This is a genomic window from Ruegeria sp. S263 (assembly GCF_056780525.1).
In genome coordinates this window covers 860,001-885,721 of the sequence record NZ_CM165558.1, presented here as the reverse complement: position 1 = coordinate 885,721, position 25,721 = coordinate 860,001, and the positions used below count along the sequence as shown (strand labels likewise).

At 55.0% G+C, this 25,721-nt stretch carries 20 protein-coding genes, 1 tRNA gene, 2 rRNA genes and 1 pseudogene; 11 read left to right on the top strand and 13 right to left on the bottom strand.

Annotation, left to right across the window (positions count from 1 at the left end; translation table 11 throughout):
- Window positions 1-45 precede the first annotated feature (45 nt).
- The 8 genes from ACT2B1_RS04410 to ACT2B1_RS04375 all read right to left on the bottom strand — a co-directional run bounded on the left by ACT2B1_RS04410 (window position 46) and on the right by ACT2B1_RS04375 (window position 8,794).
- Entirely contained in the window at window positions 46-678 is a 633-nt protein-coding gene (locus ACT2B1_RS04410) for a tyrosine-type recombinase/integrase (protein WP_481668631.1), read from the bottom strand.
- Window positions 679-940: 262 nt separating this feature from the next.
- The gene (locus ACT2B1_RS04405) at window positions 941-2,620 is read right to left on the bottom strand and encodes an amidohydrolase (RefSeq protein WP_281995932.1); all 1,680 of its coding nucleotides are present in this window, start codon (window positions 2,618-2,620) and stop codon (window positions 941-943) included.
- Window positions 2,621-2,651: 31 nt separating this feature from the next.
- Window positions 2,652-3,872, bottom strand: a complete 1,221-nt coding sequence (locus ACT2B1_RS04400; protein WP_171238375.1) for a serine hydrolase domain-containing protein — start codon at window positions 3,870-3,872, stop codon at window positions 2,652-2,654.
- A 108-nt stretch (window positions 3,873-3,980) separates the two neighbouring features.
- Window positions 3,981-5,012, bottom strand: coding sequence for an extracellular solute-binding protein (locus tag ACT2B1_RS04395; protein WP_171238374.1), 1,032 nt, complete (start codon window positions 5,010-5,012; stop codon window positions 3,981-3,983).
- A gap of 50 nt (window positions 5,013-5,062) precedes the next feature.
- Window positions 5,063-5,893, bottom strand: a complete 831-nt coding sequence (locus ACT2B1_RS04390; protein WP_425595924.1) for an ABC transporter permease — start codon at window positions 5,891-5,893, stop codon at window positions 5,063-5,065.
- A complete protein-coding gene (locus ACT2B1_RS04385) occupies window positions 5,886-6,842 on the bottom strand; it encodes an ABC transporter permease (protein WP_481668630.1) in 957 nt (318 codons plus the stop codon). Before ACT2B1_RS04385 ends, ACT2B1_RS04390 begins: the two co-directional genes overlap by 8 nt.
- Window positions 6,842-7,903, bottom strand: coding sequence for an ABC transporter ATP-binding protein (locus ACT2B1_RS04380; RefSeq protein ID WP_171238371.1), 1,062 nt, complete (start codon window positions 7,901-7,903; stop codon window positions 6,842-6,844). Before ACT2B1_RS04380 ends, ACT2B1_RS04385 begins: the two co-directional genes overlap by 1 nt.
- A 114-nt stretch (window positions 7,904-8,017) precedes the next feature.
- Window positions 8,018-8,794 carry a helix-turn-helix transcriptional regulator gene (locus tag ACT2B1_RS04375; RefSeq protein WP_170352659.1) on the bottom strand — a complete coding sequence of 259 codons (777 nt, stop codon included), beginning with the start codon at window positions 8,792-8,794 and terminating at the stop codon, window positions 8,018-8,020.
- A gap of 284 nt (window positions 8,795-9,078) precedes the next feature.
- Here ACT2B1_RS04375 and ACT2B1_RS04370 point away from each other — a divergent pair, with 284 nt between their 5' ends.
- Both ACT2B1_RS04370 and ACT2B1_RS04365 read left to right on the top strand, forming a co-directional pair.
- Window positions 9,079-9,201, top strand: a complete 123-nt coding sequence (locus tag ACT2B1_RS04370) for a hypothetical protein (protein ID WP_481668629.1) — start codon at window positions 9,079-9,081, stop codon at window positions 9,199-9,201.
- Window positions 9,202-9,310: 109 nt separating this feature from the next.
- The gene (locus tag ACT2B1_RS04365; RefSeq protein WP_481668628.1) at window positions 9,311-9,910 is read left to right on the top strand and encodes a VOC family protein; all 600 of its coding nucleotides are present in this window, start codon (window positions 9,311-9,313) and stop codon (window positions 9,908-9,910) included.
- A gap of 302 nt (window positions 9,911-10,212) precedes the next feature.
- Here ACT2B1_RS04365 and ACT2B1_RS04360 read toward each other — a convergent pair whose 3' ends face one another.
- A complete protein-coding gene (locus tag ACT2B1_RS04360; RefSeq protein ID WP_481668627.1) occupies window positions 10,213-10,743 on the bottom strand; it encodes a GNAT family N-acetyltransferase in 531 nt (176 codons plus the stop codon).
- Window positions 10,744-11,306: 563 nt separating this feature from the next.
- Here ACT2B1_RS04360 and ACT2B1_RS04355 point away from each other — a divergent pair.
- From ACT2B1_RS04355 to ACT2B1_RS04320, 8 genes and pseudogenes are all read left to right on the top strand, one after another.
- Window positions 11,307-14,891: a PAS-domain containing protein gene (locus ACT2B1_RS04355; RefSeq protein ID WP_170527095.1), complete on the top strand. Its 3,585-nt coding sequence runs from the start codon at window positions 11,307-11,309 to the stop codon at window positions 14,889-14,891.
- On the top strand, window positions 14,888-15,274 hold the full coding sequence (locus tag ACT2B1_RS04350) for a response regulator (protein ID WP_170385089.1): 387 nt from the start codon (window positions 14,888-14,890) through the stop codon (window positions 15,272-15,274). The genes ACT2B1_RS04355 and ACT2B1_RS04350 overlap by 4 nt, the downstream gene beginning before the upstream one ends.
- The gene (locus tag ACT2B1_RS04345) at window positions 15,271-16,527 is read left to right on the top strand and encodes an adenylate/guanylate cyclase domain-containing protein (RefSeq protein ID WP_481668626.1); all 1,257 of its coding nucleotides are present in this window, start codon (window positions 15,271-15,273) and stop codon (window positions 16,525-16,527) included. Before ACT2B1_RS04350 ends, ACT2B1_RS04345 begins: the two co-directional genes overlap by 4 nt.
- A gap of 636 nt (window positions 16,528-17,163) precedes the next feature.
- A complete protein-coding gene (locus tag ACT2B1_RS04340) occupies window positions 17,164-17,319 on the top strand; it encodes a hypothetical protein (protein WP_170470037.1) in 156 nt (51 codons plus the stop codon).
- Entirely contained in the window at window positions 17,312-17,524 is a 213-nt protein-coding gene (locus ACT2B1_RS04335) for a helix-turn-helix domain-containing protein (RefSeq protein ID WP_093965312.1), read from the top strand. The genes ACT2B1_RS04340 and ACT2B1_RS04335 overlap by 8 nt, the downstream gene beginning before the upstream one ends.
- Window positions 17,525-17,692: 168 nt before the next feature.
- Window positions 17,693-19,372, top strand: a complete 1,680-nt coding sequence (locus ACT2B1_RS04330) for a site-specific integrase (protein ID WP_481668625.1) — start codon at window positions 17,693-17,695, stop codon at window positions 19,370-19,372.
- Window positions 19,365-20,423, top strand: coding sequence for a tyrosine-type recombinase/integrase (locus tag ACT2B1_RS04325; protein WP_481668624.1), 1,059 nt, complete (start codon window positions 19,365-19,367; stop codon window positions 20,421-20,423). Before ACT2B1_RS04330 ends, ACT2B1_RS04325 begins: the two co-directional genes overlap by 8 nt.
- A gap of 157 nt (window positions 20,424-20,580) precedes the next feature.
- Window positions 20,581-20,949, top strand: a pseudogene (locus tag ACT2B1_RS04320) (recombinase family protein); the annotation flags it as partial.
- 60 nt (window positions 20,950-21,009) lie between these two features.
- Here the strand turns inward: ACT2B1_RS04320 and ACT2B1_RS04315 are convergent.
- Window positions 21,010-21,144 (bottom strand): hypothetical protein, encoded by a 135-nt coding sequence (locus tag ACT2B1_RS04315; RefSeq protein WP_481668623.1) that lies wholly within the window; start codon window positions 21,142-21,144, stop codon window positions 21,010-21,012.
- Between ACT2B1_RS04315 and ACT2B1_RS04310 the strand changes: the two genes are divergently transcribed.
- On the top strand, window positions 21,091-22,230 hold the full coding sequence (locus ACT2B1_RS04310; RefSeq protein ID WP_481669000.1) for a recombinase family protein: 1,140 nt from the start codon (window positions 21,091-21,093) through the stop codon (window positions 22,228-22,230). The two genes, ACT2B1_RS04315 and ACT2B1_RS04310, sit on opposite strands and share 54 nt — an antisense overlap.
- Here the strand turns inward: ACT2B1_RS04310 and ACT2B1_RS04305 are convergent.
- From ACT2B1_RS04305 to ACT2B1_RS04295, 3 genes are all read right to left on the bottom strand, one after another.
- A tRNA-Met gene (locus tag ACT2B1_RS04305) sits at window positions 22,187-22,263 on the bottom strand. The two genes, ACT2B1_RS04310 and ACT2B1_RS04305, sit on opposite strands and share 44 nt — an antisense overlap.
- Before the next feature lie 88 nt (window positions 22,264-22,351).
- Window positions 22,352-22,466: ribosomal RNA gene (rrf, locus tag ACT2B1_RS04300) — 5S ribosomal RNA — on the bottom strand.
- Between the two features lie 201 nt (window positions 22,467-22,667).
- Window positions 22,668-25,515, bottom strand: a 23S ribosomal RNA gene (locus ACT2B1_RS04295).
- Window positions 25,516-25,721 lie beyond the last annotated feature (206 nt).

Here is a 25,721-nt window from a genome sequence, read left to right as displayed (position 1 = left end):
TCCGCTCAGGATTGGCGAACGGCAAGAGCCGCCCGCCAACGTGGATCAAATGTCGATTTGCTCGGCAATGCTCAGCGCATCTTCGAGTTCGACACCAAGGTACCGTACTGTGCTGTCTACCTTGGTGTGACCGAGCAGAAGTTGAACCGCTCTTAGATTTCCGGTTTTGCGGTAAATCTCAGCTGCTTTGATCCGGCGCAGCGAATGGGTGCCGTATCCACTGGGTTCTAGCCCAATCGCGGCCACCCAACCCCTCACAAGCCGGCCATATTGGCGCGTTGAGATATGCGGGCGGTCATGAAACCTGCTGGGAAACATGAAACGGCAGCCGAGCATCTCCGGTGACTTGATCCATGCGGCAATGGTATCCCGCGTGTTTTCAGAGAGTTCAAACTGAACGGGCCGCTTGGTTTTGCTCTGGATCACGGACACCCTTTCGCGGACGCGATCATCCCTCACTAGGTCGGTGACGGCCAGTTTCACCAAGTCGCATCCGCGAAGCTTGCTATCTATTGCCACGTTGAACAGTGCTAGATCGCGCAGGTTGCCCGCCAGTTCGAGCCGCGCGCGGATCGCCCAGACCTGTTTCGGCCACAGTGGTCGTTTCTGGCCGATGATCCGGCCCTTGTTCCAGGCTCTTCGTTTCGGGGTAACAGCGGGAAGTTGGACTCTTGACATAGTTTGCTCTCCAATCCTCCCGCCAATCCCAGACATCAGCACAGCGCTGACGCCTCAGTTTACTGGTGGCTTGAATGGCCGTTGTCAGGTTGCGTGTTCTTTGGGAAACGCCGCGGATGCATTGGGCAGGTTTGAGCCCAAAATACGGAACGCTGCACCGTGTGCCAATGTCGGCATTGCGGTGCCCAAGGCTGACAACCGACGATGAAAAGGAGGAGCATCGAAACTTTGACACAATCTTTTCATGGCCTCTCTGGCGGAATCAGCTTTGGAGATCTCCAAAAGAGATTCTTCCCCCGCAAATTGTCAGCGCAATGCGCGCATGGGCCAACTGGTTTTTATCAATTGAAAACAGATCCTGTTCGAGGATGGCGATGTCGGCCAGGTATCCTGGCTTCAAGCGGCCCTTTCGGTCCTCGTTAAACTCTAGCCAGGCATTGTCATGCGTGTAGGCAGACAGCGTAGCCATAAGGCTTTGACGGTTGTCCAGCCAAGGAGGTGGCAGCTCAGTGCAGTTAACGGCCCCGGCAACCGTCATCATTGTGTCGACAGGGACGACTGGCCAATCCGTCGAGAAACAGACTTTGGCGCCGCTCTCACGGATCTTGTTCCATGCAAAAGCAAAAGGGATTTGCTCCGCTGTCAGAATATCTCCGGCGGAATAGGGGGAAAACAATCCTCCTGCGGGTGAGTGCAGGGGTTGAAGAGAGGCAACGACGTCAAGGGCAACCAGCCGGGGCAGGTCCGCGGGGTCTATTACTTCAATATGTTCGATGCGGTGTCGGGAATCTCGGGCGCCGTTGGCGTTGCGCGCTGCCTCGTAACCGTCCAACGTACGCCGAACGGCACCGTCGCCAATGGCATGCGTGCTGAGTTGCAACCCCATTGCATCAGCGCGAATACAGGCTTCGTTGAAGTGTTCCGCACTGAAAACGGCATCACCGAAGCTCTTAGGTTTTCCCGGATAAGGCGCAAGCATCAGCGCCGTGTAGCTGTCCAGCACGCCGTCCATGAACATCTTAACCCGCCCTGACCAAACCATATTGGACGCAAAACGGCGGCGCATTTCATCGGCCTCTTGCAACCGATCCAGAGGGTCGGTGTTCTTCAAATGCATGGGCACCTGAACACGGATCGGAAGGCGCCCCTCGGCCTCAAGTTCGCTGAGCAGTTCAAGTTGATAAAAGTTGCCATCCATGTTGTGCAGCCCCGTAATCCCGTGGGATGCACAGTGGTTCAGGCCACGTAGGATGACCTCTTTGTCAAAGGCGCGTTCTTTGGGCGTTGCGGGTGGCTCGGGATCCGCTCCTGTGACGTAGCCCAGCAGATCACGTCCTCCCAGTTGCGACAGGCGCAGAACCGGGCCAAAAGCACCGGTTTCATTCAGCTGACCTTGTGCGGTGCCGTCCCCAGCCATCACGATTTCCGAACCGGGGGGAACAACTGAGCCGTGAAGAATGCCTGCCTTCTCCAAGGCAATTGTGTTCGCCCAGACCGTGTGGTGGTCAGCCGACATCAGCGCAACGGGACGCTCAGACAGAATGCGATCCAAATATTGCCGAGTGGTTTTAACGCCTGGTCCAAGAATTTCGTAATCGGCCGCAACGCCCATCAGCAAAGGTTCTTCTGGGTGCTCAGCCGCAAAAGTTCGCAACGCCTTGGTCAGAGCATCTGCGCCCATCGTTTCGCGCAGGTCCAGCATTCCCAACTCGGCCGCCCCGCCAAAAAGGTGCACGTGGCTGTCAATAAAGCCGGGCATAACTGTGCCACCGGCAGCGTCGATGATTTTGGTTCCGGCCCCAGCCATGGCGCGAATGTCGTCGGTGTCTCCGACAGCCACAATTGTGTCGCCCCGAATGGCCAATGCCGAAGCCTTTGGTGTGGCCTCGTCAAAGGTCAGAAGAGAGCCGTTGAGGATAATCAGATCAGGCGTCGGCGACATGCGGCCTCGTGTGTCTGAGATGGGTTTCGAACTAACCAAGCGCGCGAATGATGGCCTCGCAAGCGCGCACGGCATCGTGGCTAAAGGACTGGATCAGATAGTCGGGCCAGCTGGACAGCTTGACGATAACGACGTCCGCCATCAGATCAATGAAGATCAGTTGACCAAAAACTCCACGCGCCATGAACACGCCCCGACCGGGGTCGTGAACCCACCAGAACCTTCGGTATGCCCCTTGGGGAGACAGCACGTCATAGGGATCACCATGTTTCGAGGGGTCCGCACCCGAACAAATCCCCGAAACCCAGCTTTCCGGCACCACTTGTTGGTCACCAACTTTGCCACCATCGGCCATCATCCGACCGAACCGCGCATAATCGCGCAGCGTTGCGTTGAACCCACCGTCCGCGAGCGCGGTCTTGGCGTCGTCCACTGTGAAAAAGCCGGAATGCACGCAGCCAATTTTTTGCCAGATACGGCTCGACAAGAGCGAAGCAAGGTCTTCTCCGCTGACGCGTTCCAAGGCCCAGGCTACGACATCCGTCTCGATCGAGCGGTAAGAAAACACCTGCCCATGGGGTCTGACTTGAGGCAATGTCAGAATAACGTCCCGAATGGTTGGCTTGATTTCACCCTTGCGAACGGGGCGCCAGCCTGACGCCACATCGACGCGGGTCATGTCGCTGTCCGGAAGGCCGTAATCCTCGGTGAAACGCACCCCTGATTGCATATCAAGCGCCTGATCCACGGTGCATCCGGCATAGCCTGTCGCGGCCAATTCCGGCACGATGTTTTCAAGCGGTTCCGTGAGGTCGAGCTTGCCCTCTCCATGGAGCACACCGGCCAGAGATCCAATCAGGGATTTGGAGACGGATTGGCCCAGATGCGTAGCGTCTGGAGTGAAATCGTTGGCGTAAATCTCGGTAAGTATCTGGTCACCCTTCAGCACCAGGAAACCATCTGTGTAGCTTTCAGAGAGCCAGGCCGCGACGGAAAGGGGGCGGTCGTCAAAAGTTTGAAATTCGATTTCCAACAGGTCGCGGTGGGCCTGTTTCAATTCTCGGGTCTCCGGTCCTGGACGCACATCTACCGTAGGAAACAGGCTTCGCATGTTCTGGAAAGTCCAGCGATTGAACGGAGCAAGGTCCCAGTTCTCGAGCGAAGGACGCTTCTCAGGCGGGGGCGGGAAGCCCTGCATGATGCCGATCTCACGCGCCGTCTTGGGCCTGGTGCCGGATTTGCTGTCGTGCATTTTCCACGCTCCCGCAGGGCGACCAAAAAGGGGTCGCAGTCAGAGTAAGAAACTTCGGAAAGTGACGGCCCGGCCAACGGCGGGCCGTCATTCAGGAGACTTCAAGCCTTATTGCTTCAGGCGGGTCCAAACCTTGTTGTAAAGGTCAACGACATCCTGATCGCAGGGCTTCACAAAGTCCGGAACCGGTGCATCGGCGGGCATGACGATCTCAGGCGCGCTGAGCATCTCGGGGTCCATAAAGGCCTCCGACCCTTTGATACCGTTGGCATAGCGCGCGAAGTTCGAGGTCATCGCGGCGTTCTCCGGGTCCATCATGAAGTTCACAAAGAGCTTTGCGTTTTCCATGTTGGGTGCATCGGCAAGAACGGCAACATTGTCCATCCAGCCAGTGAAACCCTCTTTTGGATAGGCGTATTGCAGCGAGGGGCGATCCGCCCGAGCGCGCATGGCAGCGCCATTCCAGCTTTGCGACAGGTCTACGTCTTTCGATGTCAGCTTCTCGATCACCGCATAATCCATCGTGCGCCAGTCGCCCTTGGCCTTGGCGAGAAGCGCCATCAGCTCTTTCATCTGATCGGGGTTCGAGTTGCAACGCGGGTATCCGAGGTAACGCAGACCGGCGTTGATCACATCGTTCATGTCATTGAGCATGTTGATGCGACCTTTGAGTTCTTCGGGAGTATCAAAGATCAGACCAAGCGTGTTGATGTCGCCGCTGTAGACTGCGCTGTCGACTGTAAAGCTGGTGGTGCCCCACTGGTAGGGAACTGAATACTTGCGACCCGGATCCCAGTAGACATCGACCCAGTTCGGATCCATGTTCTTGAAGTTCTCCATTTCGGACGCGTTGATCTCGGCCAGCAGGCCTTCGCCAACCATGATCGCAATCATGTAGTCGCCGGGCACAACGACGTCATAGCCGGTGTTGCCTTCCTTGACCTTGGCCAACATGGTTTCATTGCTGTCATAGCCATCCAGCGTGACTTCGACGCCATATTGGGCTTCGAATTTCTCGATCATCTCGGGGTTGGTGTAGTTGCCCCAGTTGTAGATGTTCAGTTTGCCTTCGGCGTGGGCCGAGGCTGCGCTAAGCGCGAGGGCTGAGACAGCGGCGGCTTTGAGTAGTGAGTGTTTCATTTTAGTCCTCCGTTGAGTGGTTAGCGTCCCGCACCGACGCGGGCTTCTTGTTATTTTCGTTTGCGTTGCAGAAAGAAGGTGAGCGTGACCATGGCCACGGTCAGCCCGATCAGGATTGTCGAGACGGCGTTGACCTCTGGCGTCACGCCACGACGGATCTGGCCGAGGATGTAGATAGGCAAAGTGGTCTCGCCCGGGCCGGCCACCAGAAGCGTGATGATCACGTCATCCAGCGATACGACAAAGGCTAGCATGGCGCCCGCCATGACTCCGGGCATCAGGACCGGCAGCGTCACATGGCGGAATGTTTGCCAGGGTGTTGCGTACAAATCCGCAGCGGCGGCTTCATAGGTCACGGACATATCTGACAAACGTGCGCGTATCGGCATGTAAGCAAAGGGCACGCAGAAAACCGTGTGGGCGAGGATCAGCCAGCCGATCCCGGTTACCCCCGTGAGCTGGCGCAGGATCGAAAAGAAGGCCAGCGTGGCAATCGCCGTGACAATCTCGGGGATCATCAGGGGTTGGTTTATGAGCGCGATGGCCGCAGAGCGACCGCGATAGACGCCCCCGCGCGTTGTTGCCAATGCTGCCATTGTGGCAATGATGGTGGAAAACACGGTCGCCGTGAGCGCAACCTGAATAGAGATCATCGCCGAACGCCGGATGTCGTCGTTTTCCAAGGCTGCCGCGTACCAGCGCAAGCTGAACTCGGTCCACCGCACAACAGAGCGGTTGTCGTTGAAAGAGAACACGACCAGTACGGCAATTGGTGCGTAGAGGAACAACAGAACCAGCCAGGACATGCCAGTAAACAGGGGTTGCCTGCGCAACTCGCGAGACCCGGTCGACGGGCGGAATATCGACAGCAGTTTATCCATGTCCACCCTCCTTCGAAGCACCTGCCCGCAGGCTGACAAGGAGCGCGATCAACACAACTGCCATCAGGATCAGCGCTGCCGCGGCCCCAAAGGGCCAATTGCGCCCCGACCCGAATTGCAAGGCGATCAGGTTGCCGATCATCAGTTTCTTGCCACCGCCCAACAGTTCCGGCGTGATGTAGGCCCCGAGCGCCGGGATCAGCACCAGCACGCAGCCTGCGACGATGCCCGGGCGGGTAATCGGGATGATGATGTGGCGGAAAACCTGCGTACGCATCGCATAGAGGTCATGTCCGGCCTCAAGCAGCGAAAAATCGAACTTCTCGAGCGAGGCATAGATCGGGAGGATCATGAATGGCAGGTAGCTGTAGACCAGCCCGGCAAGTACCGCGCCGTCGGTGTACAACATCTCAAGCGGTTCGCTGATCAGGCCGATCTTCATCAGCATCAGGTTCACAAAGCCCTCGTCCCGTACGATCAAAAGCATCGAGTAGGTACGGATCAAGAGGTTGGTCCAGAACGGTAGCGTGATGGCGAAGAGCCAGAAATTGCGTTGCTCCGGAGGGCGGGCCGCAATGAAGTAGGCCACGGGAAACCCGAGGATCAGGGTGCCAATCATGGTGGTGATGGCGAGACCAAAGGAGCGCCCGAAGATTTGCAGATAGGCGCTGTTGAAGCTCAGCGTATCATCAAAGATGTCCCTCTCGAAAAGGAACTGCACGTAGGCGTCGTAGGAGAACACCCATTCAACGCCGCCGTATGTTCCGGGCTCAAGAAACGAATAAACCAGGGCAATCGAGAGCGGGAACAGACCAAAGATGCCAATGATCCCGAGTGCTGGGGTCAGCAGGAAGAGCCGCGTTCTGCGCCTTTGACGCGCGCGTTCTTCTTGGGCCGCGCGCAATCTCGTTTCGGCGTCGGTGCGCGAGATATGTGCAGCGGCACTCATCAGTCTTCCAGCACGTGCAGCATGGAGGTGTCACATTCGAGGCCAACCCGCGATCCGACGGGGCGTGGGGTGGAAACCTGGACATGAACGCTGACGCCATCTTCCAACAGCACGAGCATCTGTGACCCGGCCCCGAAATAGATGCTGTCTACGACCTCACCTCGCAAGAGCGCCGTCTCTGCACTCTCATCAACCACGCGGATGGTTTCAGGGCGTAGAGCCACATGCACGGGGCCGGGTGTGAGCGAGGTGCTGGCTGTATGAACCGTGAGTGGTGAACCCTCGCCAAATTGGATTTTTGCCGCATCCCCGTCAAAGCCAAGCAACGTCGCATGCACGATATTGGTGTCGCCAATAAAGTCCGCGACGAACCTGCTTTGTGGAGCTGTGTAGATCTCTTCCGGTGTGCCAACTTGGCGTATCGCACCTGCCGACATCACTGCGATCTGGTCCGACATTGCCAGCGCTTCACCTTGGTCATGGGTGACAAAGACAAAGGTAATGCCTGTCTCATGCTGCAGCCGCTTCAACTCGCTCTGCATCCCTTTTCGAAGTTTCAGGTCCAGCGCAGAAAGTGGCTCATCAAGAAGAAGAACCTTGGGACGCGGCGCCAGCGCGCGCGCCAAAGCCACGCGTTGCTGCTGCCCGCCTGACAACTGATCTACACGACGCGTTGCAAACTCTCCGAGCTGGACCAGGTCCAGCATCTCGTTGATGGTGCTGTCGATTTCGGCCTTGGGCCTCTTCAGCATCTCAAGGCCAAACCCAACGTTGCGGGCCACGCTCATGTGGGGAAACAGCGCATAGTTCTGGAACACTGTATTCACGGGGCGATTGTTTGGAGCCAAATGGCCGATCGACTCGCCATCCAGTGCAATCTCGCCTTCGGTCGGAAGCTCGAACCCGGCGATCAATCGCAAAAGCGTCGTCTTGCCACAACCCGACGGGCCCAAAAGCGTGAAAAAGCTTCCTTCGGGAATGGTCAGCGACACGTCTCCCAGAGCCGTTACGGCCGCTTGGCCTTCGCCAAAGCGTTTTGTCACATTCTTTACGTCGATCATGGTCTGATCCAGACACCTGCACTTGTTGGTATGCAGAATCAGCTTAGAGCCATGAGACCGAACCTGTGAATACCTCCAAAGGGCGGGGTGACTTGTACCCCCAAAGGGGTAGGCCTAGTCGTTGGTCGAATGCAGGAACATCGAAAACAGGGCAGATTGAGAAGAAATTCCCAGCTTTCGGTAGATGTTTTTGCGATGCACTTTGATCGTCGAAGGGGAAACGTCCAGCAAAAGTGCTATCGACCGCGTCGAGTGCCCGCGCAAAAGGGATTGCACCACCTCGATCTCCCGCTGTGTCAAACCCTTGCAAACCTTGTCGATCACCCCATCGAAATCGACCTCGCTATCTTCGAACTGGCCTGATGAGGGGGTGCGATGAAAGTGCTGCTCGCAAAGCGCCGATATTATTGGATGTAGATCCGTTAGCCTTTCGACATCCCGCCGGGAGAACCGGGTTCTTCCCTCCGAGGGACCGAGGGAAAGAAACAAGGTGCCGTTGGCAATTGTCACGAAAACCCCCATCTCATCTCTTAGAAACAGGGTCTTGTAGTAGATGCGAAAGTAGTCGGAGTTGGCAAACCTGTCTGGCGCCACGTCTCTCAGCACCATCACCGGTTCGTGGCGTTCACCGATGAAACGAACAACAAATGGGTCCAGCAACCAAGCGCGATCAAGCCATCGGTCCACAACGACCGAGCGGCGTTCTGCACGTACATTGTCATAGACATGTTCGGGCGCTTTTCCTGGGTTCAGAAGGCTGACAAACGCGCCCTTGAACGAAGCTGCTCCGCGCATGAGGTTCAACAACTCTGGCATAAAGTTGGACGTCCCTACGGCCCGAATAGCCCCAGCTACGTCTTCCGAGTACGTTGGTTGTGCGGACTTACCCAAGTATCCCACCTAGCGATAGGGCGTTTCCAAGCCAATGTGGACAGTCGGAATTAACTTGGCAACCTTTTCACACTGAAATCTGCCTCGAAAAGCTTTTCCGCATCGGCTCGCTGGATCAATTCCGCAATCTGCTCCAGCACAAGTCTTCTAAGATCAAAGAGGCCAGGTAACTTTGAGTTGTCACTTGTATCGCTTCAGCACTTGAACCTGATGATTTGCCAAATCTGGGTAACTTCGTGTCTGTGCAAAGGAACTCTGATCCAAGGAATAGCTGAGTGTTTCGAATGGAAGCGGACATTGCATCAATGGCGATGGATGGCAGCTTTGTCCGCAACTCGGTCATTCGTGCACCACGCAGCGAACGACTGCTCCGTGTCCAGCCCACACCGGATCTTAACACTATCTGAGGTTTACGACGGATTAGGCGCAGTACTGCCCATTGTTATGTTTTGCTTGAAGGATCTCTTGGTGATTTAATGCAAAGCACCGTTCACTTCGGAAAAACAGAAAGTCCAAATGATCATGACCAGTGAGCTTCGCAAAATTCAAACGCAAGGTGTGCATCATATCACCCTTACGGGCGCTGACAGGCAGACTTCCATCGATTTTTGGGAAGGCGTTTTGGGTATGCCATTCATCTTTGATCAACCAAATCTCGATCGTCCGACAGAAGGCCATCTTTACTTCGATCCCGGTGATGGGCGGCTGATAACGATCTTCACCAATGAGGACCGCAAACTCGACCCCACGCATGTACCCGAGGCCACAGGATCACTGCATCACTTGGCGTTCAACGTGAGCCAAGCGACCTTCTGGCAAGTGCCCAAAAGGCTAGACGCGCGCGGTGTCGAACATTCCGGGCCGGTCGATCGCGGTTTCATGGACTCGATTTATTTTCGCGATCCTCTGGGGCTTCGCATCGAACTGGCGAGCTACCGGTTCGAACCACCTGAGGGCACTCGACATGCAGATGTAATGATCGAAGCCCACCGGATCCGGGTGGAGCGGGGCGCTCACCACATCGACAAGGAACACCTTGCAGATGCCATCGAGCTCCTTGTGGAGCGGGGCCAGCAGTCCCTGTCACCTGACCGTGGTCCGCGCAATCCATACTGACTGTAACGTGCAAAATTGCACTATATTCAACGGTGCGCCCTGATTCAATTATGCGCCGCAGCAGGTCATCGTCGAAATCTTAGGTCCACAATAAAGAGCCAGACCGCTACCTGTCACAACAAGGCCCGCCGCATGACAGCCCGGGCGCCATTCATCGCACGTTGCAAGGCGTTGGCACATACAAGACCGAACCAAAGCAGGCCTTCGACCAGAGCTTAACGAATAGCAGCTTCAGGTCTGGGTTGTCGCGAGGCTGCGAATGGCTCATGTGTTTGGGAAAGCTGGCGGCTTCGGTACAATCCTTAGTCCGCTGGCTTTAGCGAACGCTCCATGAAGTAGACATATTGTCGCCACTCATCCGGAAAACCCGGGGGGTGCAGCATATCGACGAAACCAGCGCTCTCATACATCGCTCTTGCATGGGTCAAGAACTTCGCCGAAGAGAACACTACTTTTTCATAACCATCCGAGATCATCTGTTCGAACATTCTCTCCAACATCAATCGACCCAGACCATGGCCCCGGCCTTTTTCACTCACGAACATGCGGTTGAATTCAGCGACACCTGGACCGGCCTCAGCGTACATGACACATCCTGCGGGTTTCCCATCTACCGAGGCGATAAGGATGCCACCTCGCGGACGTGCATGCAGTTCGGGCAAGGCGTCAATCACTGCTTGGAACTTTTCGGGGTCCATCGGATGGTCGGGCCCTTTCGGTCGCCAATCGACGGGATAGTTTTTCCAATGCCAGTCCAACCACTGACGGCATAGTGCACGTGCGGCTTCGATGTCGACCTCATTAGCGGCTATCCTAACCAAAATATCAGCCAATATTGCCACCCCACTGCTCAAACACACTCCAAACAATCCCGTCGAAAGTGAAAGAAGTCAATCGAATGCCCATTATGGAAGCAGACCTTGGTTTGCAAAACACCTAACGGCAGCAAAGTCCCGCAACTCAGCCGTTCAACGCATGCGCAGCGAACGACCGATTTCGATTAGAGCCAATTTGGCAGAGCTCAATGACCGCTTTCGGGACATAACGCTGTACTGCAGCGACTAGTTTCGCAACTTGGTGGGCGAGACGTCGCGAAATTTTCTGCACCCGCATTAGGCGGCTTCGTCCGCGAAGCAGACATTGAACAGAGTTGCGACGAATGACCGTTCTGCGGACAAAGCGGACCTTACGGGGATGTCTTAACTAACGCACGTGACCTAAAGGCTGGTGGAACGGGTTGGTCGGCTTGGTAAGCTCTGGAGCGGCAAGCTACGTCACCCTTTGAATTGCAAGAACTTTCTACAATAGCTCGTGTTCTCTAAAACCAAGCTTCTACGGTTGATTTTTTGACTCAACTCTTTGACTCAGTCATTCTTCTCCAGGGGGGGAACGCGATATGAATGGCGCTGACCAGAAAAGCCAAGCAGACAGGTACGAAGAAGGTATAGCGCTTCTGGATGTGGGTGTCGGCATATTCGATGACGCACTCCGACTGGTTTACTGCAACCCCGCATTTCGCGAGATGCGACGCTACCCACAAGAGCTCTGCCGCCGTGGTGTTAGTCTAGAAGATTTGCTGCATTTCAACGCCGAACGCGGAGATTTTGGCGCGGGCAAAACTGATCGGCTAGTGGCCGATCGAATGAATGAGATTGGTGCCTCTGGTGAGCGCGCGCTCGAGCATGAGATGGCAGACGGGCAGATTCTAGCGATCAGCTATCGCAGAACGGCCTCTGGAGGAACGATGGTCACCTATCAGGACCGCACCGCCGAACGAAAAGCAGAAAGAGCATTGCGAGAAAGTGAGGAGCGCTACGCGCTTGTTTCAGACGCTGCGGAAGAGGCAATCTACGATTGGCACATTACCGACGACCAGTTTTATGCGTCCCCACGACTTGAGACTTTCCTAGGGCTTGAGACCGGTCCTAAGGGAGAGAGAACGTGGGTATGGCAAGACATTATTCATCCCGACGATTTGCCCTCTTACTTGTCAGCGTTGGAGGCGCATATATCCGGTAAGAAGAAACGATGGGAATGTGAGTACCGACTCAAAGTAGCCAGCGGAAAGTGGCGCTGGGTATCGGATCACGGCACCTCGATTCGCGATACTAACGGCTACGCGACGCGTATGGTGGCCGCAATTCGGGACATTACACCCAAGATTGAACGGGATGCAGCCCTTGCCGCAAGTGAGGAAAGATACCAGTTGGTCACTCAAGCTACCAGCGATGGAATTTATGATTGGGACGTGACCAATGATGTTCTGTTTGTCTCTGCTGACCTGAACGATCTACTCAGTTTGGACGAGGCCAATTCGTCTTCGACACGATGGGCCGAGCAGATCCATCCGGATGATTACGACGCTTATGTCAAGGCAATCGTTAACCATTTCAAGGGCGGGACTGATGCCGTTGAATGTGACTACCGGCAGAGGGCGCGTGATGGCGGTTACCGTTGGGTTCACGACCGAGGCGTTGGTGTGCGAAACGCCGAAGGCCGGGTCGTTCGGCTTGTCGGTGCCGTGCGCGACATAACTGAAATCCGGGATGCACGGGAACGAATTGCCCGAATTGAAGGTCGGCTACTCGGAGCAATTGAAACGATCGCCGATGGTTTGCTTTTGGTGGGACCTGAAAATCGCGTCGAGTTATTCAACGACCGCTACGTCCAGATCTTCAGCGACGCCGCTGGCGGCGCCGATTTGAGCAACCTAATTTATGAGGGCCGCGAATTCTTCGACATGATCCGCAACGGCTATGAGCTTGGGATGTTTACCGAACATCCAGACGGCGTTGACGGTTGGATCGCTGCCCGCCGCGTCGCTTGGGAGAAGCCAAAGGCGAACTGGGAACTAGAGTTGGGCAACGGTGTGTGGATCATGCTCAACGAACGTCGCCTGCCTGATGGTGGCCGCATCATGGTTTACAACGACATAACCGAATTCAAACGCAGGGAGGCAGATGCGCAGGCCGCACGGCAGCGGTTTGAAGACGCAATTGAAGCGATTTCGTCTGGTTTTGCATTGTGGGATGCCGAGGATCGGCTAGTTGTATGTAATGAGCGCTACCGCACCTACATGAGCGAACTCGCCGACAAGGTCGTACCCGGCGTGAAATTCGAAGAGATCATCGGTGCCGGCATCAAGCGCGGCCTATTTCCACTTTCCGAAGGAGAAGTAGAAGGGTATCTTGAGAGAATTGCCGAAAAACGCAAGAAAGCCTCGGGCGAACCACGCGAACAGCTAGTCGCCGGGTACTGGCTGCAGATTACGGATCACCGCACTTCGGATGGTGGCATCGTCTCGATCTATACCGACATTACCGAACTGAAGACCAAACAGCTAGAGATCGAACAACAATCAGCGATCCTCGAGTTAACAATGGAGAACATGGGCCAGGGGATTACGCTGGTAGATAAAGAGCTGCGCACAATTGCGTTGAATTCGAAATTCCTCGACCTCATGGAGTTTCCTCGCGAACGCTTTCGCCCCGGATTCACAATGGAAGAGGCATTTCGGTTCAATGCTGAACGAGGGGAATATGGGCCGGGCGACATTGATACCCAAGTGCGCGAGCGGGTGGAACTGGCCGCAAAATTCTTACCGCACAAATTTGAGCGTATTCGTCCTGATGGTACGGTGATTGAGATTATCGGCAACCCTATCCAAGGTGGCGGCCTAGTTGCAACCTACACTGACATTACGGACCGCAAACTCGCTGACGAAGCACTGAAAGCGGCACTGGCAGAATTTAACGCGGTCATCGATCACGTCGACTATGGAATTCTGTTCATGGGACCGGATTTACGTGCGCGTATAATAAATCGGGCATTTGCGCGAATTTGGAACATCGATCAGAAATTCATCGACCAGCGCCCAACTATGCAGGAGCTGATAGAGTACAACAAGGGCACAGGAGTCTATGATGTCGCGCCGAAGGACTGGGATGACTGGCTGTCCATGCGGGTCGAGGCAATACGGGCAGGAAACATGACACCGGGCGAGTTGTGTCGGGCTGATGGCATGACTTTGAGTTTCCAATGCGTGGACCTGCCGGATGGCGGTCGCATGCTGACCTATTTCGATATCACCGAACTAAAACGGCGTGAAGCGGAGATTTCCAACGCGCGTGATGCGGCTGAACAAGCCCTCAACGATCTGCGGCAAGCCCAAGAACGGCTCATCCAGTCCGAGAAGATGGCCAGCCTAGGCCAACTTACTGCCGGCATTGCCCACGAGATCAAGAACCCGCTGAATTTCGTCAACAACTTTGCCAAATTGTCTGGCGAGTTGTTGGAAGAATTACACGAGATATTAGAAGACCCGATCGCGGCTCTGGAGGAAGAGGATCGCGAGGAAGCTAAGGACCTATGGCAGACAGTACGCGGCAACTTAGGCAAGATAAACCAACACGGTCAACGTGCTGACAGCATCGTTAAAAACATGCTTCTGCATTCCCGTGAGGGGCCAAGCGAGTTACAACGTGTTGCACTAAACCCGATCGCAGAAGAAGCGCTGAACCTTGCCTATCACGGTGCTCGGGCGGAGGACTCCAGTTTCAATGTCGAAATACGAGCCGACATTGATCCCGACGTTGACCAAATCGATTGCTATCCGCAGGATTTGATGCGTGTTTTTCTTAATCTCATCAGCAACGGCATGTATGCGGCCAACAAACGTAAAGACGCGGAAGAAGGTGACTTTTCACCGACGATCTGGCTGTCGACGCGAGCCAATGGTGACCGCGTCAACGTCACTATTCGCGATAATGGTACGGGCATTCCAGAAGAAATGAGGGAGAAAATTTTTCTACCGTTTTACACCACAAAACCCGCGGGTGAAGGCACAGGGCTCGGCCTTTCGTTGAGCTATGATACCATCGTCAAGCAGCATGGTGGAACTTTGACTGTGGACAGTAAGCCAGGGGATCACACAATTTTTGTCGTTTCGGTCCCGGTCCATTCTCAGGGGGACCTAGCATGACAGGACAAATTCTGATGGTAGATGACGAACCCGACGCACAGGACCTGATTCGACAGAATTTTCGGCGGGAGATACGAAAAGGAGTCTACAGTTTTGGGTTTGCCGGGTCTGGCGAGTCCGCCTTGGACGCAATAAGTCATTCGAAAGAAGAAGTAATGTTGGTGCTTTCGGACATCAACATGCCCGGCATGTCAGGAATCGAGCTTTTGCAGGAACTGCGCGCTCGCTGGCCTGAATTACCGGTTATGATGATCACCGCCTATGGTGATGCAGCGACCGAGGCGAAAGTCCGGGAACTGGGAGCGGAACAGTTCCTGACCAAGCCCGTCGATTTTGTTGAACTGAAAGAGCGGCTCTCACGATTTGTCGGAGATGCGACGTGACGCCGCCACGCATTCTTGTTGTCGATGACGAGCCCGACCTTGAAGCGTTGATTTCGCAAAAGTTTCGGCCCCGCGTACGCAAAGGGGAACTGGATCTATTGTTTGCTCATGACGGCAAACACGCCCTCGAAGTTCTCGAAGAGAACCCTAAAATAGATATCGTCCTTTCCGACATAAACATGCCCAGGATGGATGGCCTCACTTTGCTTGAGCGGTTGAGCGAGATGGAAACTGATCTGCAAACTGTTATGGTTTCGGCCTACGGCGACATGAACAATATCCGCGCGGCTATGAACCGCGGGGCTTTCGATTTCGTGACCAAACCGATCGAGTTCGATGATCTCGACCGGACCATTGCCAAGACGCTGGAACACCTTGAGTTGCTCCGCCAATTGCGCACGGCCCGTGATAATGCCGAGCAAGCGAGATTGACGCTGTCACGGTATTTCTCTCCTACGGTGGTTGAGACGTTGTCGCGTGATCCAGAGGCAATAGAGGCCAAGGGCGAGCGCCGCGTAGCAACCTTTCTATTTACTGATCTGGCCGATTTCACTCAGCTGGTAGAAAGCTCGGATTCCGACCTGATCGTCGAAATTCTCAACGAATACCTAGATGGCATGACCCGAACAATCTTTTCGCACGGCGGAACAGTCATGAAAATCATAGGCGACGCCATCCAAGTAATATTCGGTGCGCCAGTTGACGACCCGGAACATGCCGCGCACGCGGTGGCCTGCGCCTTGGCGCTCGACGAATTTGCCCAAGGTTTTCAGAAGAAACTACTGGATCGCGGCATCGCGTTGGGAGACACGCGCATAGGTGTGAACAGCGGCGGTGCGATCATTGGCAATTTCGGCGGCAAGAGCTATTTCGACTATACAGCGTATGGCGATGCTGTGAACACTGCGGCAAGGCTGGAACAGGCTAACAAGACGATAGGGACGCGCATCTGCACTTCGGAAAGTGTTGCCAAGGGGATCGACAACTTCTCTGGCCGCCCAATTGGAAGACTCTTGCTGAAAGGCAAAACGCAACCGGTGACCTGCTATGAACCCTTGTCAGAGGCGCTTGTCGACAGCGATCAAGTGAGAGATTACAAGGCGGCGTATGAGCTGCTAGAGGCGAGTGACCCCAAAGCGCGCCAATCCTTTGCGGCGCTTTTGGTCGAGTGCGAAGACGACCCCTTGATCTTGTTTCACCTTGGTCGATTGCTGGCCGGCGAAACTGGTGCAGACATTGAAGCAGTGGGTTGATCGCCAGACCTGTCCCAACGTCATTACCGCTAAACAACCATGATAAGGCTGCCCAACACTCGCCGCGAGCCGGTCGACCCCGACCCAACAATAATAATAGGGTTGCCTATATCGGCGGCAAGAACTGCGATTATGCGACGTTTCATAGACGAGCAATACCACACAGCTTACTAACCAGCGCATGTCCACTTCGGGCTCTTAACAGTCTTTCGCTGCGGAGCTTCGCGCACAATTCTAATTAACGGCAACATTGGGCTCTAAGCAGTCGCTCGGTGGACTGCAAACGAATGGCTGCTTTTTGTGAGAAGCGACTATTACTAAGACTTTTAAAAACCCGCATAGTACTTTCGATCTCACGTCAACTTAAATTTCTGTAAAAAGTAAGCAAAAGGTAAGCAAAACAATAGGTTGATATAACTAAACGCGTCAGATAAACTGAAAGAACTATCAACCTACCAGCCGTGATGGCTGGGCCGCCAATATTGGGATTGGACAGGACGGCACTTCGTCCTCGACGCACTCGATGGCAATGATCCTGATCTCGTTTGAGGTCAGTGTTTTGTCGTCTGGAGTGCGCTCCGAAGCCAGAACATCGCGATCATTGTCTCGAGCGGTTCCTTTAAAAGGAACGTATCGATGACGTGTTCGTCTTCTGCTCCCAAGGGCAACCCGCCCAATTTCACTATTCCTGAACCCCTGATCAACCTTGTGCGGCTGTTGGCACGCGAGGCTGCGCGTTCGGATTTCGCAACCCGTTGCAACGGTGAAGACCCAGAGGTGGATCATGGTTGATCTGCCGATCACAGAGGATGCCGCCTATCTCAGCGTGCGCGATGTCGCTGCGCTGTTCCGCATCAGCACCAAGACTGTTCGTCGCTGGATCAAATCCGGCGAACTGCCTGCGACACGGTTGGGCCGCGATTGGCGCATTGCGCGCAGCGACCTGCACGCCCTTGCCCAGCAACGCGGCAATCAGGCAGCAGCCCATGTTCTCTAAGGCTTTCACAAAACTCGGCTTTTCCGGCGTTCGGAAAAACGGGGTCATGGATTTTGGCTACAAATTCACGACTTTGGTTTCCCGAATGTCCGCAAGAGGGCCGCCATGGGTCTGCATGTCCCCAAATGTCCCCTTTTGTCCCCAATTTCAAAACCGAAGAGGTTTATCATGACACATCACCAAGAGATCCAGCTACCAACAACGCTGGCCGAGGTTCTGAACGTTCTGAAGTCCAATCCAGACCCCGACAAGAAACGTCAACAGTCCAAGCTGTCCGCGATCTCGCGCGTCAGTACATACATGAGCCGTCCGCCGTCGGACATTCCGACAGACATCCCGCAACTGCGCAAACTGCCGGCATCGTTGCATCCCGCCGCCTGCGGGGTGAAGCCCAACACCCTCAGCACCACCAAAAGCGATCTGGCCAGTGCCTTGCGTGCGGTTGGGGTGTTGCAGGATTTTGAAGCCAAATCTGAACTGACCCCGGAGTGGGACACGTTTTTGGCGACTGTGCAGTCCACCCATCAGGTTTGGGGCCTGATGCGGTTTGCACGCTATTGCGGCGCCCGGTCGATCTCGCCCAAGGACATTAGTGGCGAAGTGGTTCAGGCGTTTCAGACGGTCCTCGACGCTGTGCTGCTGAAGAACGAACCAGCCAAGTACATTCAGTCCATGATCGATACATGGAACCACGTGATTGACAAACACGGTCTCGATCTTCCCCGGCAGGACCGTTTGCCGTCTGATCGGTACATGGCCCGCCCGCTGACGGACTACCCGCAAAGCCTGCAAGCAGAGATCAACGCCTACATCGACCGCTTGGCGCAACGTGATCTGTTCAGCGAAGACGGTCCTGACAAACCGCTGCGCGAGACCAGTCTGCGCAATACCAAATCCCATCTGCGGCAGATGCTGGACGCGCTGGTAACATCGGGGCAAAGCCCGGAAAAGTTCACCAGCCTGTCTGTGGTAGTTACGGCGAACAATCTCAAAACAGCTTTCCGGACGATCATCGACCGGCGTGGGACCAATGGTCTGCCGTCCGGGCTGGGTAATGTTGCAGCAACGTGTATCGCCATTGCACGGCACCACCTGAACGCACCGGAAGACGCCATTAAGGCGCTCAAAGACATTCACAAACGGGTCGCCGTAAACCCGCGCGGCATGAGCCCCAAGAACGCAGAACGCCTTGCGCAGTTCAATGATTGGGAGAACGTTGCCTTGTTGTTGAGCCTGCCGGATACGCTGATGGCACGGGCAGAAGACAATCCGACCCGGCGCGACAGCGCTCTGGCGGCAATGCATGCGGCGGCACTGACGATCCTCCTGAGCTGTCCCATGCGCGTCAAAAATCTCGCGAACCTTGATTTGGACAAGCATTTGATCCCTGCCCGCTCGGGGACGCACACCTATTATTCCATCCGCATCGAAGGGATCGAGGTTAAGAATGGGGAGCCTATTGAGGTCAAACTGAACACCCGCAGTTCCAAACTTCTACACCGCTATATCATGCAATTCCGTCCGCAGGTGTCGCAAGCGGGTGGGCGCGCTCTGTTCCCCCGCAGCAGCGATCGAAAGCCTCGTGCGCCCAGCAATTTTGGTGGTGAACTCACCCAGCGGGTCTATCGAGAGACCGGCCTGAAGGTTAACCCGCATCTGTTCCGGCACATCGCAGCCAAGCTGTACCTCGAAGAACGCCCCGGTGACTTCGAGACCGTCCGCCGCCTGCTCAAACATAAACGGCTTCAGACGACGATGGATTTTTATGCCTCGCTTAGCAACCAGTGGGCGCATGATCACTACGACGAGGTGGTACTTTCGAAGATCCGGGGGACGTCCAATGACTAATCCCATTCCGCTTGTTCTTCCTTACAAAGATTGGCCCCAGGCGGACAAAACCGCCTGGAAAGCCTTGTTCGCAACCGGCGACATATTCGACGGAACGGGTCCATGCGCTCATTGGTCGGATGGCAGCCGCAAAAAGAGGCGCCAGAGCTATGGATACTGGCTGTCGTGGGTCACGCGTCATCAGCCTGCCCTTTTGGATCAATCCCCGACGGATCGCATTACCAAAGATGCCGTGCGTGGATTTCTGGAAGAAGCTGAGGCGCGTGTGAACGCAATGACTCTCAAGAACATGATCTGCGATCTCTATGTACTTGCAAAAGCTATGCACCCGGCAGGAGATTGGAACTGGTTGAACACACTGTCCAACCGCCTGATACATCTGGCGGACCGGAAAAGCCTGCCGAAGCCAATCGCCATATCTGCGGCACACATTCTTAACAAAAGTTTGCAGCGGCTCGAAGATGTGGAGAATGATCCGTCTTTCACTGACATCAAGCGCGCAATTCACTTTCGCGCGGGTTTGATGATCGCCTTTCTGATCTCGCGGCCCGTACGTCGTCGCGCGTTGCTGGCGCTGACAACGGACCAGCATCTGCGCAAAAACGCCGAAGGGTTCGTGGTTCATCTTTCGGCGGAAGACACCAAAGACAAAAAAGCACGGTGGTTTCCTCTGCCCAAGGTTCTGGTGCAACCGATGAAGTCTTATTTGGATGTCCATCGCCCGATCTTGCTCGGGCCCAAGACATCCAATGCGCTGTGGATCAGCCAATATGGAGATCCGATCACCCCGGACGGCCTGTCTCGTGAATTGCCGAAAGTGGCGCAACGCATGCTGGGCGTTGAGTTGCGCACACACAAGTTTCGGCACATTGCGGCGACCAGCATCGCCGAGACGGAGCCGGAACATGTCAACATCATCCGGGATATCCTCGGGCATGCCACGTTGGACATGTCCCAGAAGCACTACAATCGTGCCACCGGACTGTCTGCCTGTGACGACTACCAATCTCTCTTGCAGGCAAAGATGAAGACATTGGGTCGCAAACGGTAGGCTTTCGCTCCCACCAGTCGATCTTCGCTTCGGTCGAATACCTATGATCAAGGCATTTTCCGTTGCAACGGGTTGCAATCGAAAGTGGAAGACACCGCCCAATCCATGCCTATAATGGGTTGGGCCAACTTGTTTCTCAGTCCGAAAGGCCCGACCCATGCGCGCCGCCATCTACGCCCGCTACTCCACCGATCTTCAAAGTGACGCCTCCATTGAGGACCAACATCGGCTGTGTCTACGCTTGATCAATGGCAACGACTGGCAGGAGGCCCAGACCTATTCCGACCGGGGGCTGAGCGGAGCGTCCCATCTGCGTCCCGGATATCAACGGTTGCTGGAGGACGCTCGATGCAACGTGTTCGATGTCGTCGTGGCCGAAGGTCTCGACCGTATCAGCCGCGATCAGGAACATATCGCGGCCTTCTTTAAGCAGATGCGGTTTCAGGGCATCCCGATTGTCACCGTGGCTGAAGGTGAGATTTCCGAACTGCATATCGGCCTCAAGGGGACCATGAGCAGTCTGTTCTTAAAAGACCTGGCTCAAAAGACCCATCGCGGACTGGAGGGGCGTGTGCGCAAAGGCAAGTCAGCCGGTGGGATCACCTACGGCTACGACGTCGTGCGAGACATGAACGCAGACGGGTCTGTCACCACAGGGGAACGGCGGATCAATGAAAGCCAAGCCCAGATCGTTCAACGTATCTTTCAGGATTACGGCCATGGGCTGAGCCCACGCAACATCGCTGCCAACCTGAACGATGAGGGCATTCCCGGGCCCCGTGGCACGTGGGGCGCATCGACGATCTACGGCAACCACCAGCGTGGCACCGGCATCTTGAACAACGAACTTTACATCGGACGGTTGGTCTGGAACCGGCAGCGTTTCGTCAAAGACCCGGACACTGGCAAACGACAGGCGCGGCTGAACCCGCCCGAAGACTGGGTGATTGAAGACGTGCCCGATCTACGCATCATGTCCGATGACCTGTGGAACGCTGTTAAGGCACGACAGGAAGAAACACGCAGCACCGCGATCAGCGATGGCATCAGGAAACTGGGTTTAACCAAGCGGGCACGGCATCTGTTTTCCGGCATGCTGACCTGTGGGGGTTGTGGTGACGGTGTCATCCAAGTCGGCAAACACTATTACGGCTGTTCCACTCATAAGAACAAAGGCACCTGCGATAATCGGCTGACGATCAAACGCGCAGACCTCGAAGACCGTGTTCTCTCCGGCCTCAAGGAACAGTTGCTGCATCCTGATCTGATCGCGGAATTCACCAAAGCCTATCAAGAGGAATACAACCGTCTTGCCGGGTCCATTCAACAGGAACGGAGTAGCGCGACACGTGATCTGGCGCAGATCGAGCGCAAGATTGCACATCTAGTAGACGCCATCAGCGATGGCATGTTCCACGCCAGCATGAAGGAGAAGCTGACAGCGTTGGAGGTTCGCAAATCGGAACTCGAAGCCTTGATCGCCTCCGCCTCTGATGAACCACCGGTTTTGCTGTATCCCGGATTGTCCGATGTGTATCGGGAACAAGTCGCCAATTTGACCACAGCATTGCGCGATCCCTCTTCTCAAGCTGAAGCCACTTCGATCATTCGTAGCCTGTTGTCGGAGATTCGATTGGTCCCGGTAGATGGGACATATGCAATTGAGTTGGTTGGGGAGTTGGCAGGTTTGCTTGCGTTGGGAGCACCCCAGAACGAACGAAGCCGCCCGGAGGCGGCTTGTTCGACACTATGTTCGACTGTAATGGTTGCGGGAGCAGGATTTGAACCTGCGACCTTCAGGTTATGAGCCTGACGAGCTACCGGGCTGCTCCATCCCGCGACACTTTGGTTTGGTCTACCGCCTATTGGGCTATTTGAGACCGGGTAGTGTTCTGCTGATCGTTTAGAGAGAATTGGGCTTTTACTAGGTTTGGCGGTGACCTACTCTCCCGGGGCTTAAGCCCAAGTACCATTGGCGCGGCAGTGCTTAACTTCCGGGTTCGGGATGGGACCGGGTGTTTCACTTGCGCTATGACCACCAAACCGAGGAAAAGCCCATGTCGACTTTCTTGCTGTGCAAGAAAGCGACAGGTGGCAGGCAGCGTCTTTTGCTTGCAAAAGGCGCGTTGCCACTCGGTTGTGTTTTCAATCAACACCGTCGCTCTTTTTGCTTTTGCAAAAAAGCGACGAAGTTATCCATGTTCAAGGTGTGTATGCTTTGGTCTTGTCTTTCCATTACTGGATCAAATCAAGCCTATCGGGCGATTAGTACCGGTCAACTGAACGCATTACTGCGCTTACATCTCCGGCCTATTGACGTGGTGGTCTTCCACGGCCCTCAGGGAGACCTTGTTTTGAGGGGGGCTTCCCGCTTAGATGCCTTCAGCGGTTATCCTGTCCGATCATAGCTACCCAGCACTGCCGTTGGCACGACAACTGGTCCACCAGTGGATCGTTCACCCCGGTCCTCTCGTACTAGGGGCAACTCCTCTCAAGTCTCCTACACCCACGGCAGATAGGGACCGAACTGTCTCACGACGTTCTAAACCCAGCTCACGTACCTCTTTAAACGGCGAACAGCCGTACCCTTGGGACCTGCTCCAGCCCCAGGATGAGATGAGCCGACATCGAGGTGCCAAACACTGCCGTCGATATGGACTCTTGGGCAGTATCAGCCTGTTATCCCCGGCGTACCTTTTATCCGTTGAGCGATGGCCCTTCCACTCGGGACCACCGGATCACTATGGCCGTCTTTCGACTCTGCTCGACTTGTCAGTCTCGCAGTCAGGCTGGCTTCTGCCATTGCACTCAACGAGCGATTTCCGACCGCTCTGAGCCAACCTTCGCGCGCCTCCGTTACGCTTTAGGAGGCGACCGCCCCAGTCAAACTACCCGCCACGCAGGGTCCCGGATCCGGATAACGGACCGCGGTTAGACATCAAGAGTGCGAAGGGTGGTATCTCAAGGGAGGCTCCACAAGAACTTGCGTTCCTGCTTCAAAGCCTACCACCTATCCTGCACATCACAATCCTGATGCCAGTGCGAAGCTGTAGTAAAGGTGCACGGGGTCTTTCCGTCTAACCGCGGGAAGCCTGCATCTTGACAGGCAATTCAATTTCGCTGAGTCGATGTTGGAGACAGCGGGGAAGTCGTTACGCCATTCGTGCAGGTCGGAACTTACCCGACAAGGAATTTCGCTACCTTAGGACCGTTATAGTTACGGCCGCCGTTTACCTGGGCTTCAATTCAAGGCTCTCACCTCTCCTTTTAACCTTCAGGCACCGGGCAGGCGTCAGACCCTATACGTCGTCTTGCGACTTCGCAGAGCCCTGTGTTTTTAATAAACAGTCGCCACCCCCTGGTTTGTGCCCCCAGCCCCTAGTTGCCTAGGAACCGGGCCTCCTTCTCGCGAACTTACGGAGGTATTTTGCCGAGTTCCTTCAACATCGTTCTCTCAAGCGCCTTGGTATGCTCTACCAGTCCACCTGTGTCGGTTTAGGGTACGGTCTGATGGAGGGCTATTTCCAGGAACTGCTCAGCAGCCCAACCAATCCGATAAGGCTGAACTACATCCGCAATCCGTCACATCCTCCTGGCCTAGGAATATTAACCTAGTTCCCATCGCCTACGCCTTTCGGCCTCGGCTTAGGGGCCGGCTTACCCTGCTCAGATTAGCTTTAAGCAGGAACCCTTGGACTTTCGGCGAGAGTGTCTCTCACACTCTTTGTCGCTACTCATGTCATCATTCTCACTAGTGATCTCTCCACCGGATCCCTCACAGGCCGGCTTCATCGAAAGATCCTCGCCTCCAATATCCCCGAAGGGATCAAGGAGGCATGGATCTATGTCACACTACGCTCTGCTACCGATGCTTACGCATCCCTAGACTTCGGCTCATGGCTTGAGCCCCGTTACATCTTCGCCGCAGGACAACTTATTTAGACCAGTGAGCTGTTACGCTATCTTTAAAGGATGGCTGCTTCTAAGCCAACCTCCTGGTTGTTTTGGTCGTCCCACCTGCTTTCCCACTTAGCCATGAATTGGGGGCCTTAGTCGTAGGTCAGGGTTGTTTCCCTCTCCACTACGGACGTTAGCATCCGCAGTGTGTCTGCCATCTAGTACTCCCGGGTATTCGGAGTTTGGTTAGGATCAGTAAGCCTGTGGGGCCCCATTACCCATCCAGTGCTCTACCCCCCGGGGTATTCGGATGACGCTCTACCTAAATAGATTTCGCAGAGAACCAGCTATCTCCGAGTTTGATTGGCCTTTCACCCCTAGGCACAGCTCATCCCGATCCTTTTCAACGGATGTGGGTTCGGTCCTCCAGTAAGTGTTACCTTACCTTCAACCTGGCCATGCCTAGATCACTCGGTTTCGGGTCTGATCCCACGAACTCATGCGCCCTATTAAGACTCGCTTTCGCTACGCCTACACCTAACGGCTTAAGCTTGCTCGTGAGACCAAGTCGATGACCCATTATACAAAAGGTACGCCGTCAGCTCGCAAGGAGCCTCCGACTGATTGTAGGCGTTCGGTTTCAGGTACTGTTTCACTCCCCTCGTCGGGGTGCTTTTCACCTTTCCCTCACGGTACTGGTTCGCTATCGGTCAGCAAGGAGTACTTAGCCTTCGAAGGTGGTCCTCCGATCTTCAGACAGAATTTCACGTGTTCCGCCCTACTTAATACGTCCATCAAAGCTTCCTATACGGGGCTGTCACCCGCTATGGCCACGCTTCCCAACGTGTTCTAGTCACTCATCTGGCTCGGCTGGTCCCCGTTCGCTCGCCGCTACTAGGGGAGTATCAATTGATTTCCTTTCCTCCGGGTACTTAGATGTTTCAGTTCCCCGGGTTTGCTCTTAAAACCCTATGTATTCAGGTCTTAAGTACCTGTTTAAACCCCATATTGAGTATCTATCTCACAACTAGGTTGTGAGGGGATAACAATATGAAGCTTTCAGGTGGGTTGCCCCATTCAGAGATCCATGGATCAAAGCTTATTCTCAGCTCCCCATGGCTTATCGCAGAGTATCACGTCTTTCATCGCCTCTTGCTGCCAAGGCATTCACCAAACGCCCTTCTCGCGCTTGATTTGATCCAGAAAGAGAAAGACACATGATAGTGTGCTACCGCCTATTCGGCTACTTGAGCACAAGTATGTCGATCGCGATCATCCAGCTGGTAACTAAAGATGATCTTTCTTCTGAACCAAAAGCATACTTTCCCGCCTTCCATCCTGGAACCCGCGCTGCCGATGTCGGTCGGCCCCACGCAGAGGATAGAAGACAATGCATGATCG

Excerpts from the sequence above, each read along its gene's own strand:
- ACT2B1_RS04410 (WP_481668631.1), bottom strand. The coding sequence starts at position 678 with ATGTCAAGAGTCCAACTTCCCGCTGTTACCCCGAAACGAAGAGCCTGG.
- ACT2B1_RS04405 (WP_281995932.1), bottom strand. The coding sequence starts at position 2,620 with ATGTCGCCGACGCCTGATCTGATTATCCTCAACGGCTCTCTTCTGACC.
- ACT2B1_RS04400 (WP_171238375.1), bottom strand. The coding sequence starts at position 3,872 with ATGCACGACAGCAAATCCGGCACCAGGCCCAAGACGGCGCGTGAGATC.
- ACT2B1_RS04395 (WP_171238374.1), bottom strand. The coding sequence starts at position 5,012 with ATGAAACACTCACTACTCAAAGCCGCCGCTGTCTCAGCCCTCGCGCTT.
- ACT2B1_RS04390 (WP_425595924.1), bottom strand. The coding sequence starts at position 5,893 with ATGGATAAACTGCTGTCGATATTCCGCCCGTCGACCGGGTCTCGCGAG.
- ACT2B1_RS04385 (WP_481668630.1), bottom strand. The coding sequence starts at position 6,842 with ATGAGTGCCGCTGCACATATCTCGCGCACCGACGCCGAAACGAGATTG.
- ACT2B1_RS04380 (WP_171238371.1), bottom strand. The coding sequence starts at position 7,903 with ATGATCGACGTAAAGAATGTGACAAAACGCTTTGGCGAAGGCCAAGCG.
- ACT2B1_RS04370 (WP_481668629.1), top strand. The coding sequence starts at position 9,079 with ATGGAAGCGGACATTGCATCAATGGCGATGGATGGCAGCTTTGTCCGC.
- ACT2B1_RS04365 (WP_481668628.1), top strand. The coding sequence starts at position 9,311 with ATGATCATGACCAGTGAGCTTCGCAAAATTCAAACGCAAGGTGTGCAT.
- ACT2B1_RS04355 (WP_170527095.1), top strand. The coding sequence starts at position 11,307 with ATGAATGGCGCTGACCAGAAAAGCCAAGCAGACAGGTACGAAGAAGGT.
- ACT2B1_RS04350 (WP_170385089.1), top strand. The coding sequence starts at position 14,888 with ATGACAGGACAAATTCTGATGGTAGATGACGAACCCGACGCACAGGAC.
- ACT2B1_RS04340 (WP_170470037.1), top strand. The coding sequence starts at position 17,164 with ATGACGTGTTCGTCTTCTGCTCCCAAGGGCAACCCGCCCAATTTCACT.
- ACT2B1_RS04335 (WP_093965312.1), top strand. The coding sequence starts at position 17,312 with ATGGTTGATCTGCCGATCACAGAGGATGCCGCCTATCTCAGCGTGCGC.
- ACT2B1_RS04330 (WP_481668625.1), top strand. The coding sequence starts at position 17,693 with ATGACACATCACCAAGAGATCCAGCTACCAACAACGCTGGCCGAGGTT.
- ACT2B1_RS04325 (WP_481668624.1), top strand. The coding sequence starts at position 19,365 with ATGACTAATCCCATTCCGCTTGTTCTTCCTTACAAAGATTGGCCCCAG.
- ACT2B1_RS04315 (WP_481668623.1), bottom strand. The coding sequence starts at position 21,144 with ATGGCCGTAATCCTGAAAGATACGTTGAACGATCTGGGCTTGGCTTTC.